Source organism: Saliterribacillus persicus, assembly GCF_003337485.1.
GTDB lineage: Bacteria > Bacillota > Bacilli > Bacillales > Amphibacillaceae > Saliterribacillus > Saliterribacillus persicus.
The window spans coordinates 209,734-225,182 of sequence record NZ_QPJJ01000007.1 but is presented as its reverse complement, the minus strand read 5'-3'; the positions used below and the strand labels follow the sequence as shown (position 1 = coordinate 225,182).

13 protein-coding genes and 1 riboswitch are annotated in these 15,449 nt (G+C 35.4%); of the genes, 2 read left to right on the top strand and 11 right to left on the bottom strand.

Features of this window, described 5'->3' with window-relative positions; translation table 11 throughout:
• The 5 genes from DFR57_RS10210 to ggt all read right to left on the bottom strand — a co-directional run.
• A partial coding sequence (locus tag DFR57_RS10210) for a transposase family protein (protein ID WP_147269784.1) occupies positions 1-605 on the bottom strand: 605 nt, incomplete at its 3' end.
• A gap of 169 nt (positions 606-774) precedes the next feature.
• A riboswitch (TPP riboswitch) is annotated at positions 775-884 on the bottom strand.
• A gap of 101 nt (positions 885-985) precedes the next feature.
• Positions 986-2,533 carry an HD domain-containing phosphohydrolase gene (locus DFR57_RS10205; RefSeq protein WP_114353048.1) on the bottom strand — a complete coding sequence of 516 codons (1,548 nt, stop codon included), beginning with the start codon at positions 2,531-2,533 and terminating at the stop codon, positions 986-988.
• A 90-nt stretch (positions 2,534-2,623) separates the two neighbouring features.
• Positions 2,624-5,464: a CheR family methyltransferase gene (locus tag DFR57_RS10200; protein WP_114353047.1), complete on the bottom strand. Its 2,841-nt coding sequence runs from the start codon at positions 5,462-5,464 to the stop codon at positions 2,624-2,626.
• A 231-nt stretch (positions 5,465-5,695) separates the two neighbouring features.
• On the bottom strand, positions 5,696-6,292 hold the full coding sequence (gene wrbA / locus DFR57_RS10195; RefSeq protein WP_114353046.1) for an NAD(P)H:quinone oxidoreductase: 597 nt from the start codon (positions 6,290-6,292) through the stop codon (positions 5,696-5,698).
• Between the two features lie 225 nt (positions 6,293-6,517).
• Complete coding sequence (gene ggt / locus DFR57_RS10190) at positions 6,518-8,161, bottom strand: gamma-glutamyltransferase (protein ID WP_245937439.1); 1,644 nt, start codon at positions 8,159-8,161, stop codon at positions 6,518-6,520.
• 144 nt (positions 8,162-8,305) lie between these two features.
• On the opposite strand from ggt, the gene DFR57_RS10185 reads away from it, so the two are divergent.
• Together DFR57_RS10185 and DFR57_RS10180 are read left to right on the top strand one after the other, a co-directional pair.
• Positions 8,306-8,869 (top strand): chromate transporter, encoded by a 564-nt coding sequence (locus DFR57_RS10185; RefSeq protein ID WP_114353044.1) that lies wholly within the window; start codon positions 8,306-8,308, stop codon positions 8,867-8,869.
• The gene (locus DFR57_RS10180; RefSeq protein ID WP_114353043.1) at positions 8,866-9,396 is read left to right on the top strand and encodes a chromate transporter; all 531 of its coding nucleotides are present in this window, start codon (positions 8,866-8,868) and stop codon (positions 9,394-9,396) included. Before DFR57_RS10185 ends, DFR57_RS10180 begins: the two co-directional genes overlap by 4 nt.
• An 86-nt stretch (positions 9,397-9,482) precedes the next feature.
• On the opposite strand, the gene DFR57_RS10175 is transcribed toward DFR57_RS10180, so the two are convergent.
• The 6 genes from DFR57_RS10175 to DFR57_RS10150 all read right to left on the bottom strand — a co-directional run bounded on the left by DFR57_RS10175 (position 9,483) and on the right by DFR57_RS10150 (position 15,442).
• A complete protein-coding gene (locus tag DFR57_RS10175) occupies positions 9,483-9,932 on the bottom strand; it encodes an Lrp/AsnC family transcriptional regulator (RefSeq protein ID WP_114353042.1) in 450 nt (149 codons plus the stop codon).
• Positions 9,933-10,208: 276 nt separating this feature from the next.
• On the bottom strand, positions 10,209-11,687 hold the full coding sequence (locus DFR57_RS10170) for an amidohydrolase family protein (RefSeq protein WP_114353041.1): 1,479 nt from the start codon (positions 11,685-11,687) through the stop codon (positions 10,209-10,211).
• Positions 11,688-11,723: 36 nt separating this feature from the next.
• The gene (locus tag DFR57_RS10165) at positions 11,724-13,001 is read right to left on the bottom strand and encodes a TRAP transporter large permease (RefSeq protein WP_114353040.1); all 1,278 of its coding nucleotides are present in this window, start codon (positions 12,999-13,001) and stop codon (positions 11,724-11,726) included.
• Positions 12,998-13,498, bottom strand: a complete 501-nt coding sequence (locus DFR57_RS10160) for a TRAP transporter small permease (protein WP_114353039.1) — start codon at positions 13,496-13,498, stop codon at positions 12,998-13,000. The genes DFR57_RS10165 and DFR57_RS10160 overlap by 4 nt, the downstream gene beginning before the upstream one ends.
• 25 nt (positions 13,499-13,523) lie before the next feature.
• Positions 13,524-14,564 carry a TRAP transporter substrate-binding protein gene (locus DFR57_RS10155; RefSeq protein ID WP_211315361.1) on the bottom strand — a complete coding sequence of 347 codons (1,041 nt, stop codon included), beginning with the start codon at positions 14,562-14,564 and terminating at the stop codon, positions 13,524-13,526.
• 14 nt (positions 14,565-14,578) lie between these two features.
• Entirely contained in the window at positions 14,579-15,442 is an 864-nt protein-coding gene (locus DFR57_RS10150) for a fumarylacetoacetate hydrolase family protein (protein WP_114353038.1), read from the bottom strand.
• Between the last annotated feature and the right edge of the window lie 7 nt (positions 15,443-15,449).

Here is a 15,449-nt window from a genome sequence, read left to right as displayed (position 1 = left end):
ACGTTATCTCCATGTTTACGTAGATATTCCTTCACGGTTTCTTTTTTTCGATCTTTCAGAATATCCAAGGGTTTCCTTTCAATGGGATCTGCGATAATCGTTTGATATTTTTCTCCCCCTGCATCCCCTTTATATTCATCAATCGCTATAATTTCTGGTAACTGTTTTGTCTCACTTAACATGGAAGAACTTATGTGATCAAAACGACGCATCACCGTGGTTGGAGAGGTTCCAAATCGAGAAGCGACATCCTTAAAGTTCTTCCCGTGGATTAATTCAACTCCCATTGCTTGTTTAAACTCTACAGATTGTCTTTGATAGCGTTCTACCATTGCATTATCTTCATAGAATCGTTTTCTACATGCTTCATTTTCACAAACATATCTACGCTTCCGATAGAATAAAGTGGTTGGTCTCCCAAAAATATATTGGTGTTGAATTTTTTGCACACGATAATCATGGACTTTTTCTGTTCGTTGTTCACAACAGGGACAACGATGAGGTTCTCGCTCCAATTCTACATGAAGTTGATAGGAACCATCTTCCACACATGATTTCGTAACGACAAACGCTTCTAATCCTGGTAAAAAAATGTTAGAATTCACTTACACGCATCTCCTTTTTGTGTTTTGTTTATTGGTCTAAACAAAGTTTATCAAAATTAGGAGATTGCGTGTTTTTATTTGTCTGAATTTTTTCTTTACCCCAACATATATTTTAGAGCCTGCAAAAACAAAAAAGCTCTAGACATTAGCCCAGAGCGCATACAGTACCTGTTAAGTTCTATATGTTCCCTACGCTGGTGCTAACCAGATCAGGTTCTAAGGGTCTCTATCTCACGGATAAAATCTCAACCAGCATCACTGGTCCCCCTACATCACACGATTCAATTGTACAATCTTACTTTGCCATATATTCAGAAAATATTCAAGGTTTATTATTATGATAGCCATTAGTCAAAAAGTGACACAATCAAGATTTTTCTTTAGCGTTGTTTTAACACATCGTTCACTAGTACATCAACTAAAGCAGGATCAAATCGTTTTCCCGCATTATCAAATAAGTATTGAACTGCATCTTCCTTCAATAAACCTTTACGATGTTTTCTTCCGTGAACTACTACGTCATAGGCTTCACATAAACCTATTATCCGAGATTCAAGTGGAATTTGTTCCTCATGTAAGCCTCGCGGATAACCTTTTCCATTATAATATTCATGGTGATATAAAACTACATCTGCGACATCTGCAAATTCAGTCGAGGAATTTAATAAACGATAGCCTACTTCTACATGTTTTTTCAGTGATTCTTTTTCTTGTGGAGTTAATTCTAGATTCTTTTCAAAAAGTTTATAGTCTAATGTAATTTTACCGATATCATGCAATAAACCAGCCGTTTTTAACCGAAGTACTTGGGATTCGCCTAATCCAAGGACCTCTCCCACTTTCATGGCTAATTGACTAACTCTTACACTATGCGCCTGTTCTTGTGGGTGCTTTTCATATAAACTAGCAAGTGCCGCATCAATGATACCTTTTCTATTACTTGAATGATGGAAAAGTTTATTTCGATATAAACGATCCTCTGCCTCTTTAAATACGGTTTCATATGATTCGTCTACAGTCTGTTTCAAGCCATAGCCAAATGCTACAGATAAATACAAATCTTTTAAAGGTATAGATTCACAAGCTTTTTCCAGTTGTTTAACTAGTGCTTTAGCAGATAATTCATCTGTATTAGAAAGTAAAATGATAAATTCATCGCCGCCTATTCTGGCAATCGAGCTTCCTTCAGGTAAATAAGCCTTTATGATATTAACCGCTATAATGATCATTTGATCTCCTGCCTGATGGCCAAATGTATCATTAATTAATTTTAAACCATTTAAATCAGCTAAGATTAATCCCATTGGTAATAAATCATCTTTATTCAGTTTTTCTATTTCTCCATTTAAAAAGTGTCTATTATATACCCCTGTTAACTGATCATGGTAGCTTAAATATTCGATTTGCTTTCTCTGTTCATTTTCTTTCGTCTCATCAATAATAGCTAACCGATAACTAGGTGCACCATCAGACGGTCTTTCTATATAATTGCTATGCAGCTTTACATGCTTTTTCTTAGTTCCAATTAGAATATCAATCTCCGTACTGTGACTTTCTTTCTTTTCCGCCAAGTGTTTTAAATGGAAATAAAACCGGTCTTGACTATCAGGATGGAGATAGGGGTGAATAATGTTACCTTTTATACGGTCTGTCTCAAATAAATGAACAGCATCTACATTATATTTTTCAACCTTAAAATCCTCATCTAAGATTAGATAAGCAATTGGGGCTTCCATGAAAATAGACTCATAATTTTGATGAAGAGAGGTTAACTCCTCATTCATTCTCTTTAATTCATCATTTTGATAACGTAACTCTTCATGGAAAACAGAGATCTGCGTAATAATTTCATCCTTGGTTTTTGAAGAATAATCGAGGGATTCTTCCTTATTCAACAATTCATCAATCAATTTTTCGATGTGCCTCATGTCGACTTCTCCTTCGTATGATTTTTAACTCTTGAGGAAATAATGATAGTGAGAAAATTAGAAGCATATTTTATAATAAAATGATGTAATCTACTTGTTGGAATGTAACATAGTTACGATTCCTGCTAGTTTTACAGGATAATTTTGATCGTCTTTTTCTACTACTTCCCCTTGGTCATGAAACCAAACATAAGATTGATCATTATGGAGCATACGATAGGAAATATTAAAAGATTCTTTCTTTCCTGTTTGGACTAATTCTATTTCATTTGCTACTTTTTCTTTATCATCTTCATGAACGATTTCCAATAATTCTTCTAAACATTTTGGGAAATCTGAGTTTTTGTAGCCTAGCATTTCTGAACGCTTCGGCGCATGCACAAAGTGATTTTCAGGAACATTAAATTCCCACCAAGCAAGCTTACCTTGATCCATAAGCGTACTTAACCTTTTTTCACCACGATTAACTTTAGATTGTTCGTTTTTTAAATTTGTTATTTCCATTAAGGTCACAATAATACCATCAACAGAATTGTACTCTGTACGATATGGTCTTATTTTAGAAAACCAATAACTTCCGTCGGAACTATAAATCTCTTTTTCCATCGATTCTAAGGTATCAAGTACTTTATAAATATCATCCGTTAAGCTTGGATATTGATCCATCACAGTTAAATGCGAGATGGGTCTCCCGATATCAGACTCCCTAATATTAGTTAAACTCGTCATTATCGGAGTAATTCGCCTTATTTGCAATTTATTATCTAAATAGAGTGCTCCTATTTCAGTATTACGTATTAAATTATTTAGATCGTTATTTGATTCGGTAAGTTGATCTATTTTAGCTTGATGTTCTTTATTTACCGTATATAATTCTTCATTTACAGATTGTAGTTCTTGGTTTGTACTTTGCAATTCTTCATTAGAAGCAATTAACTCTTCATTTGAAGACTGTAATTCTTCATTAGAAGTCTCTAATTCTTCCACTGTAGCTTGCAGACCTTCTCTTGCTTGCTGTAATTGTTGCTCTAGATGTTGTACTCGTTCATTTACTTCATCTGACATATCAACTTCAACCAAGGATTCATTTTCTTCTTTATCCGCTTCAATAAAACTAATAAAAAAGAAATCTGTTTTCTGAATTTCTAATAAGTAACCCTTTAAGGTTAAATGCTTTTGGTTGTCACCTAAAAACCCGATTGGTTGCACAATCGAACTAGTTCGATCTGATTTTAATCGTCTCATTAAATTATGAATAAATAGCGCTAATTCTTTTGACATGTTTGAATTGAAATTATTAGAAAATCTACCAGGTTGCGTTTTGATAAATGATGATACATCATTTACCACATGAATAATTTGCTCTTTGCTATCAATCACAATGGAAGGAGGAGAAATTGACTCCAAACCCTGCTGTAAAACCTTCTCAATTCGAATCATTTGGTTCTGGTCATCATTTTGATCAACTCGTTGCGCCCTACGATCTGAATACGTTACATTGGAAATGGTAGCTGGGCGATACCCTGGTTTATATTGATAAATCTTCCACTTACTGTCTACAACTTTATAAGCAACAGACAAGTCACCTATCGACTCGCTGCTTCCAAGAAATAAAAAACCATTTGGATGGAGAGAATGGTAAAACTTTTCTAAGACCTGATGCTGCTTCTCACTTTTCAAATAGATAAAAAGATTTCTACAAACAAGCATGTCTAATCTTGAAAAAGGAGGATCCTTTAAAATATTATGCTTAGCAAATACGATCATTTTCCTAATACTCTCTTTTACTTGAAATCCATCTGTTTTTTTAATGAAATACCGAGTGATTAATTTTGGCTCTACATTTGCTAAAAGGCTATCAGGATAGTATCCTGTACCCGCCATTTCAAGTGCATACTCGTCAACATCTGTAGCAAATATTTTCACCTCAGCTTTACTGTTAATCTGATGCATATGCTCTTGCAACATAATAGCTAAGGAATAAACTTCTTCACCTGTAGAACAACCAGCTGACCACACGCGAATGGTATCCTTCTCAAAATCAATTTGCGGTAATACCTTCTCTTCTAGTTTAGCGAACGCATCCTCATCACGAAAGAAACCTGTTACACCAATAAATAGTTCCCTTCTTAAGATATTTCGTTCTTCTTCCGATTCAGCTAGATAACTTACATATTCTTTAAAGGAATGCAATCTATTAACTTTAATACGTCTATTTATTCTTCTAATCATTGTCGTTTCTTTATAGCTTGAAAAATCTATCCCACAATGATTTCGCATAATCATGCTTGCCCTGGTTAATTCATCTTGACTTTTCTCTGAAGGTTCTTGTGTATCTTGTTCATGAACTACAGGATGTTTTATATAATGTACTAATTCCTCTGCCATGTCTTTTGCGGCGAGAATATAATCTACCAGACCTGTCGATATAGCGCTCCGCGGCATACCGTCAAATTTTGCACTTTTTTGATCTTCTGCAATAACTAGACCACTTTTTTCTTTTATCGCTTTAAGGCCAACTGTCCCATCGCTACCAGTACCAGATAAGATGATACCAACTGCATTTTCCTCTTGATCTGTAGCTAATGATTTGAAAAATGAATCAATTGGCAAAGGGATTTGCTCACGCATAGCTTGTTCTTCTAAAAATAATTTCCCGTGATAAATGGATAAGTTGGTTCTAGGAGGAATTAAATATATATGATTGGGCTCTGTTATCATTCCATCTTTAATAACATCAATAGGCATTTGAGTATGACGCTCTAATAATTCATCCATCATACTCTTGAAATCAGGGGATAAATGTTGAACTACAATGAAAACCATTCCAGTGTCGCTTGGAATTGCTGTAAAAAACTGTTCTAAGGATTCTAACCCTCCGGCTGATGCGCCAATACCTACGTAATATGTATCTTTAATTTCACTTGGCATTTTTTCCCCTCTTTCCCATACATGTAAATACATAAGAAATATAAAGGTTTCTTTCCACTCATTCTAACTGTTTTAAAAAAAGATGTCACTTCCAAACGATTTTTCGGAGTAAGTAGAGCATAAAATTTCATCTGTATTACATGCTCCAAACACACTGGATTTAGCACTTAATTTTTTATTACAAAAAAAAAGAATTGAAAAAGGAGCATATCCTTTTTCAATTCTTGATCATTAACCATGTATTTTTTCTGTTATCTCAACTGTTCGTTTTGCTTGATGCTTTACTGCCGCTTCTACATCTTCTACCATGGAACCGTCTTGGCCTTGTGTCACACTTGTTCCATATGGATTCCCTCCAGATTCAAAGGTAACTGGGTCTGTATATCCTGGCGGAACAATAATAGTACCCCAATGCATCATCGCTGTATATAAATTTAAAATCGTAGCCTCTTGGCCACCATGAGAATTAGACGCCGAAGACATGGCACTAACTACCTTATTGATTGTTTTTCCACTAGCCCATAGGCCACCTTGCATATCAATAAATTGCTTCATTTGTGAAGGTAAAGTTCCAAAACGAGTTGGTGTGCTAAAAATAATGCCATCAGCCCACTCTATGTCATCAGATGATGCTATTTGAACTTCTTTTGTTTCTTCGATATGTTTTTTCCAAGCTGGATTTGAATTGATTGCTGCTTGTGGTGCAGTTTCTTCTGCTCGAACTAATCGAACCTCTGCCCCAGCCTCTTTTACAGCTTCCACTGCCCAATTAGCTAATTGATAATTCGTACCTGTTGAACTATAATAAATTACCGCAATTTTAACCATCTTTTTCATTCTCCTTTTCAATATACTAGTTATTGTTGTTCCCACCCTGTAAATTTTTATACAAGGTATAATATCTCGAATTCAAGATAACTGATTATTAGTTTACAGCACTTTTATCTTGAATTCAAGATAAAAGTGCGAAAAGTTTAGAAAAGTTAAATTATACGTATATGCTGCTCCTTTAAGCGAAGGCATTAGGAGTTTTATTCCCTATGCCTTCATCTTCTAATAACCTAGTGCTTGCCCATCACTGCGTGGATCTGCACCTGCAAATTTCACACCACGACTATCTATTTTAATAATACCTGCATGCCCCATCATATCAGAGAAGGCATCGACCTTTTCAATTTCATGCCCCTTCTCTAATAGACCTTTCAAAGCTGAAGGATTAATTCTGTTTTCTACTTTTAAAGAGTTTGACTCAGCCCCCCATGTTCGACCATATAGCCATCTTGGTGCTTCAATTGCCGCTTGCACATCGTAACCATAATCTACAATTTTTGTTACGAGCGCTGCTTGTGTCTGAGGTTGACCTTCCCCACCCATGGTGCCGTATACGAGATATGGGCGGCCATTCTTAAATAACATCGCAGGGTTCAAGGTGTGAAATGTTCTCTTTCCAGATTTTAAACTATTAATATGGTCCGGGTCTAATGAGAAAAAACAACCGCGGTTTTGTAACAATATACCTGTGTCTTTTGGCACGACGGTAGAACCATACTCATGATAAATACTTTGAATCATCGAAACAGCATTTCCCCATTTATCAACTACACCGAACCAAACTGTATCTCCTTTCGGGTCAAGTTTGGTTTGTAATTTAGTTGCTTTATCCAAACCTATAGATTTTGCTAGTTCTTGAGCATAAGTAGGAGATAACAATTTTTCCGTAGGAGGAATTATTTCATTTTGGTCCGTTACCCATTCATCACGGTCTCGAAATGCAAGTTTAGTAGCTTCTACAATTAAATGGTAATAATCGGGGTCTTGAGCTGACATTTCTGATAAATTAAATTGATTTAGAATATTTAAAATAGAAAGAGATGCTATTCCTTGTGTGTTTGGAGGTAAATTATATGCATCTAATCCTCGGTAGTTTACAGATAAGGGACTTATCCAGTCTGCCCGGTGATTGGAAAAGTCATCTAATTGCAGTACACCGTCTTCCTCATGAAGGGCATTGACCATTTTCTCTGCAAGCTCTCCATGATAAAAAGAATATCCTTTATCTGAAGCAATTTTGCGCAGCGTAGTAGCTAAATCTTTTTGAAAAAATAATGCTCCAATTGCTTTCTTTTTTTCTATTGGACTGAGAAAGATAGAATAAAAATTATTAAAATGCTTTTCACGTAATCTACTAATATATTCTTCATTTAAAAATTGATCTGCCATTTTAATTTGGCTATCGGTAATTGGAAAACCATTCTCTGCATAGTCAATCGCATCTTCAAGTAATTTCTCCCACGAGAAACTTTGATCCATTGCTTCCTCTGCATAATGATATGCTTCTACCCATCCAGATAATGCTCCAGGTACTGTATTCGCAGAAAGACCACCTCTTTCGGGGATTTTCAGAAACCCTCTTTCTTTATAATAAGGAATACTTGCTTTTCCCCCTGCACGACCACTCGCATTTAAGCCTTTTAGCTCTTTTTCATTTTGATTATATATCAGCCAAAAGTTATCTCCACCCAACCCATTCATGTGAGGGTAAACAACACTCAATGTGGAAGCAATTGCGATTGCGGCATGAATAGCGTTTCCACCATTCTGTAATATCTTTATACCAGCTTGAGAAGCTAAATAATGAGGTGACGTCACCGCCCCATTTTTAGCCATTATTGTTGGTCGATGTGCATCCATTTTCATTCTCCTATTCTTCCTTACTAAATTTATATAAAAATCAAAATAATTATCTTTTGTTAATTTATTTTTGATATTATATTAACAATTGTATCATTTTTGTGTTAAAATAACAACAAGAGTTAGCATTTTTCAAAAAGGAGAGACGAAATGACACATCTTCATATTTTTTGGGCTTTTTTTAAGGTTGGTATCTTAGGTTATGGTGGCGGTCCTTCTTCCATTCCTCTCGTTCATAAAGAAGTAGTGGACCATTATAAATGGATGAATAATGATGAATTTGGTGATGTATTAGCTATAGGCAACACTTTACCAGGTCCGATCGCTACCAAAATGGCTGGATACATTGGCTATCAAGTTGCTGGATGGTTAGGTGTTATCAATGCTGTTTTAGCAACGATTGTTCCCTCCATCATTGCCATGATTGTTCTCCTTGTTTCTTTAAGTACCTTTAGCGAACTTAACTGGGTTAATGGCATGACAAGCGCCATTGTTCCTGTGGTCGGGGTAATGCTCGGTATCTTAACGTGGGAGTTCTTTATTAAAGCTAAAAAAGATCTTGGCTGGAAATTTAGCATAGGACTAACAATCGGAAGTTTATTTTTTTTAGAATTACTTGGCTTCCACCCTGCCATTATCATTATTATTTTATTAATCGTCGCATTTCTTACAACGCCAAAACAATCAACTACAACAGAGGAAGTGAAGCAATGATATATTGGGAAATTTTCATGGCCTTCTTCATCCCCGGTATAATTGGTTATGGTGGTGGACCCGCAAGTATTCCACTAATACAAAATGAAGTAGTTAATCGCTATGAATGGTTATCTATTAATGAGTTTGGAGAAGTACTTGCAATCGGCAACGCATTGCCAGGCCCAATTGCAACAAAAATGGCAGGTTATATCGGATATGAACAAGGTGGACTTTTAGGTGCAGTAGTTGGAACTTTTGCAACAGTAGCACCTTCTTTAATTCTAATGATTGTCTTATTAAGTATTTTGTATAAATATAAAAATTCACCTAAAGTAAAAAGAATGACAATGTTCATTCGCCCCACAATAGCGGTGTTGTTAGGTGTCATGACATATCAATTCTTTTTTCAGTCTTATCAAAACGAAGGTTGGATGCAAACTGCATTTTTAGTTGTAGTAAGTTTGTTACTACTCGGAAAATTTAAAGTTCATCCAGCATTTGTTATAATTGGCGCGCTATTTTATGGTGCAATATTTTTGTCTTAGTGGAATTATTTCATTATATTCTTTCCTGTTACCCCTTTTTGTTTATACAATATTAGGGGAACAGGATTTTTAAAATAACTTGTATTTTATAATTTTAATCCTATTCTGCTTTTAAATCGGCGAAGTAATATATGACTTTCTACTCTTGTTATCCCATTTAAACTATACAACTCTTCATTAATAAAGGATTCTAATTTTGTAAAATCCTCTACCAAGACATGCATGTGAAGCGTACTTGGACCTGTCATCTGATAACAGCTCGCAACACTAGGGTTATCAGCTAAGCTTTCAGCAACATTTACTAACGAGGCTGGCTCACAATCCACCTCAAAAAAAGCAGAAACTTTTTTCCCGACTTTTTCAGAATTAATAATTGCACTAAATCCTTCTATTACACCAGCATCAATTAACTGATTCACACGCTCTCGCACCGCTACTCTAGACAACTCCAATTCTTTACCAATATCCACGTAAGACATCCGTCCATTTTGAGCTAGCAACTCCAAAATCTTCTTATCCTTTTGATCTATTTTCATATTCGACATCCTCTCTGGTAAGCACTTACTTATAGAATCCTACCAATAGTACAAAATGTCAAGAAATGCATCATTTTTCTTCCGATACGTAAGTTTTAATATACCACTATCAATTCAAAGTACTTTAACAGAATGAAATCATTATCTTATGCGACATTAGAAAAACTATAGCTTACCGCCAATTCATAATGGAGACAGCCTTCGTTTTGCTTTACTATAGTCCGGTACATTTTACTCTTTCATAAAAAAGAGCACGTCTTATAAAAAGACATGCTCTTACCGTTTATATAACTTTGGTAATTGCTCAGGAAAATAATCCAGTGCGTATTCCCATGATTTCGATAGAATATTATCGACAAAACCAAAATTAGTTCTTGCTTCTTTTAATTGTATTTCATAATCTAATTGTAGCTCTTTTAAACGAGTAGCGGAACACCTAATATCCTCATTATATACAAGATCAATTCCCTCTTTTTTAATCCAAGAACCTTCCATCATAATATCCCGCATGTTTTCTCCATTTTCATAGTAAACAACTTCATCAAAAAATTCAGCCGGTTCTATATCTTGATAATGAAAGGCCAGAAAGCTTGCAGGTTGACCTTCTGCTAGAAATTCTGTAATCCAATCATCTTTGCATAAATTAGTGGGTTTAATCATTTTTTTGAATACATCTTCTGCCCTCAGCCATTCTAACCTATCATCACTGGCAATCCGACTGGTCCTTGCAGCTTGTCGCATGAGTTCAAAAGCATTCAAGGTCCCACAATTAAACCCATCCGTACCCAAAAACCATGGTATATCATATGCTTGATAGCGGTGAATTGGACAGATGCCTGAACCGAGATGAAGATTACTACACGTACAATGAACAATACTAGCACCCTTATCCGCCATTCGTTTCCGGTCACTTTCAGTAGTCCATATTGCATGAGCAAAAACACTCTTTTCATTTAATAAGCCGTGGCGATCTATCCTTTTCACAAGCGACTCTCCTGCTAAATGACTATAAGTCCATTGTGTATGTGATTCTAATAGATGTGAATGCCAACCTATATTAAAATCTTTCATTAAAGCGCTTGTTCTTTCTAATAAATAATCTGAGCACCGCTGGACACCGTCTACTCCAAGTGCAAAAGCGATGTTCTGTTCACTAGCAAAATCCTTCAGGAGTGTTGAGATTAATTTTTCGTACGCTTTTATATTCGCAACATCTTTTATTTCTTCTTTCATTTCACTAAAAGGTAAAGTGGCTAAATAAGGCTTATCCGCAAACATAGGAGCAAGTACACTTTTAAGACCTAACTTACGATATGCATTTATTGCAGATGCTAAACCTTCTATCGATAGACTTGGCCGTTCAGAGAAATGATCAACCGTCATTTGATAGCCGTTTCGAAGCAATTCATACCCGTGTAATAATGTACTGTCATATATTAGCGAGGTAGATCTATTCTGACCATATGCAATCGCTTCTAACATATATAGATCAAGTGGTAGGGCACCTACTGTTCTTTTTAAAATTCCTGTATACGAATGACTATGACCATTAGAAAATGGTGGTGTTAAATATGTGTTACTAGCATCCCAAATAATTACTTTTTGATTCCAATCATCAGTAATTGGGCCGTTCCACACCTGTTTTACTTTTCCATTTTGAATTAATATAGATTTCCTCTTAAATTTTGGTTCGTTATAAGTAGAAGTATAAACAAAAGCATTTTTTATTAATAAGGCCCTATCCTGAAAGTCCATTATTTTACCACCTTAATCCTAAACTGCATAAATATTTTATTTCCCATACATTAAATTGGGAAGGAATAAAGAAACGGAAGGGATATACGTAATTATTGCTAATACGATTAAAGAAATAGCAATAAAAGGTATCATTCCTTTAGATAATTTTAAAAGACTTTGTTTTGATATACCCATCAGTACGAATAAGTTTAACCCAAATGGTGGAGTAAACATACCTATTGCTGAATTGACTGTCATAATTACACCAAGATGAACTGGATCAACGCCATAGGAAATACCAATTGCATAAAATAAAGGCGCAAGAATTACAATCAAAGAAGATCCATCTAAAAACATTCCTGCAACCAATATAATGAGATTGATCAGCAGTAAAATAATAATTTTATTATCGGTTAAACTTGTCATATACTCTGTTATTTGAACGGTAACTTGTTCAACCGTTAAGTACCAAGAAAGAACAGATGCTGAAGCCAAAATCACCATTACAGTAGCAGTGGTTTTACCAGAATTAACCAAAACATTGAATAAGTCCTTCCAACTCATTTCCTTATAGACAAACATTGTAATGAAAAACGCATAGATTACTGCAACACCAGCAGATTCAGTTGGAGTGAAAAAACCTCCATAGATTCCACCGATAATAATGATGGGAATTCCTAAACCAAATAATGCATCCTTTGTTCGAAACATAATTTCATGAATACTCCAAGGTTCATCACTTACAAGGTTATGCTTTTTCCCATAATAGATACAGTAAATGATAAAGACAATCGCAAAAACTACACCTGCACTAAGCCCTGCAATAAATAGTTCACCAACAGAGGTTCCAGTTACAGCACCATAAACAATCATGGTTATACTTGGGGGTATAATAATACCAAGCGATGATGTAGAACCAATTAAACCTGCTGCAAAAGGTTCTGGATAATTTCGTTTAATCATTGCAGGTAACATCATACTACCAATCGCTACCACTGTAGCTGGGCTAGAACCAGAAATCGCGCCAAAGAATAGGCAAGCTAGCACGACAGATACTGACATTCCCCCTGGAACTTTTCCAATTAAAGCATTCGTTAAGGCGATAACACGTTTTGAGATCCCGCCCCGCCCCATTAAGTTTGCAGCTAAAATGAATAAAGGAATAGCCATTAAAGGAAACTGATTTAAACCAGAAAACATACGTTGCACAACTGTCTGTGCTGGAATATCTGAAAATCCTACGAGCATTAATAATACAGATCCTGCTATAGCTATAAACATCGGCATCCCAGTAAAAACTAGGACAAGTAATAATATAAAAAACCAGATCATTCTACTTCTCCTCCTTGAGTTGGTATTTGATGTGTCCGCATCCATTGGATAATATTTACGATAAGACGGACTGACATCATCAAGGAGCTAAGAGGAAAAACAAGATACACCCACCACATCGGAATTTGCATAGCTGGTGAAATTTGTGAAGTCGAATGAAGCGACTCCACAATTTCAATTCCTAATACTGTGATAATTACTGTAAAAGCTAACGATGCTATATTTTGAATCCCATAGACGAGATGAGCAAACCATTTCACATTAGAAGTTTCTAAAAGCGTAACTGCTATATGCTCATTTTTCGTAATAGCTAGGGAAGATCCCAACATTACAATGTAAATAATAATATAGCGAACTGCTTCTTCTGCCCATACAAAACCAGAATCAAAGAAATATCGTAAAACTACATTCACAAAAATGATAACGGAGGTTAGAAATATACCTAGTGCGACAATGGTTTTTTCGATTTTATCAAAAGTTCCTAATATTTTTTGCATGATTTATAACCTCCTTCGTTTTTAATTATTCATTCATATTCTCAATAGTTTCATAGGTTTTCTCTAATAGATCAGCACCAATTTCATCAGCAAATTGATCATGAACTCCTCTAGTCGCCTCTTGAAATTCTGAAATTTGTTCATCAGATAATTCGTAGACTTCAACTCCATAATCTTCAATCGTTTGAATGAATCCTTCTTCCTGCGCAATAGTTTCTTCACGTTCAAATTCAGCAGCTTCTTGACTAGCTTCTAATAAAACTGTTTGAATATCCTCTGGTAAATCTTCAAACCAGTCTTTACTCATTAAGAATGCGTAGGCAAGATAACCATGGTTAGAAATGATGGTATAATCCTGCACCTCATAAAACTTCATTTTTACAATTGAAACCAATGGATTTTCTTGACCGTCTACTACATTTTGTTGCAATGCGTTATACGTTTCAGCAAAAGAGATTGGCACAGGATTAGCATCTAAAGCATTAAATTGTTCAATTACTATTGGACTTTCCATCGTTCTTATTTTCAATCCTTCAAAATCAGATGGGGACTCGATTCTCACGTTGTTTGTAAATTGTTTAAATCCACTTTCCCAAAAAGATGCCCCTGTTAATCCTATGTCATCTAAACCAGCGAGCAATTCTTTTCCAACTTCGCCATCTAAAACCTCATAAGCAGCTTCTCTGCCAGGAAATAAAAATGGTAAGTCTGGTAGCTGCATGCTTGCGTCAAACGTTGAAAGTTTAGCAGTAGGTATTATCCCTGATTCGACACTTCCACTTTGAATTAATTCTGCGACTTCCACATCATCACCCAATTGACCTGAAGGGAATAATTTCACTTCGACTTGACCTTCTGTTTTTTCTTCAACTATTTCCTTGAACTTTTCTGCACCAACGTGTTGCGGACTATCTGCAGCTAAATCATGGTGAAGCTTCATCTCATAAACTTCTTCATTAACTTCTGATGCTGTAGCTGTATTTTCTTCATCCCCGTCTCCACTACAACCAACAATAAATAACATCATCCCTGTAACTATAGATAATTCCTTTAGATATTTTCTCATTTTTTTCTCCCCTTTTAATTAGTTTGAATAACCGTATTAATTAATGGTGAAAAACCTGTTATATGTGCTTCTATCAAATCCCCATCCCTTATTACTGTCGCTCCAGGAGTTCCAGTAAGAATGATATCTCCTGGTAGCAGGGTCATTACTTTTGAATGAAAAGCAATAATAAAGAATGGATTAAACCGCATATTTTCAACTTTATTTTGATGGACTTCTTTTTCGTTTTGCACTGTCTTAACTGTTAAAGCATCGACATTTTCAAATGAGGATGGTGTAATCATTTCAGGTCCAAAGCTAAAAAATGTGTCAAAGCTCTTTGCTCTAGTTAAATAACGATGATTTTCCGCATGGATGTCAGCTTCTGTCATATCTAATGCTGTGGTATAGCCTGCGATCACACTTTTTGCTTGTTCTTCATTAATATCCCTACAAGATTTACCTATAATGATTGCAAGCTCCGCTTCAGCAGTTGTATTCGTCGAAGCTTTAGGTATGTGGATTGCATCATTTGGACCAATTATAGTGGTGTCTGGTTTCATGAAACTTACAGGATCCTGATAAGAAATGTGCTTAAGATCCGTTTTACCTTCTGTGTAATTTAAGCCAACACCCCAAATTTTTCTTGGGCTCCGATATAAGGGAGCAAATTTTATTTTTAATTTATCAACGGCTACACAACGATCAAGCAGCTTCTTCCCTACAGTTTTATACCAATTTTCAATTTCTTCTACTTTGTTTGTTTCTATTAAAGAAAATATATCTGTAGCCCATGACTTATTTTCCATTTCATTTAAGGTTTCGATTAAAAAAACAGAGTCTTCATGAACGATAGCAGCCTTCTCTGTTTTTTCGTGATAGACAGTAGCTAGTTTCATAGATTAT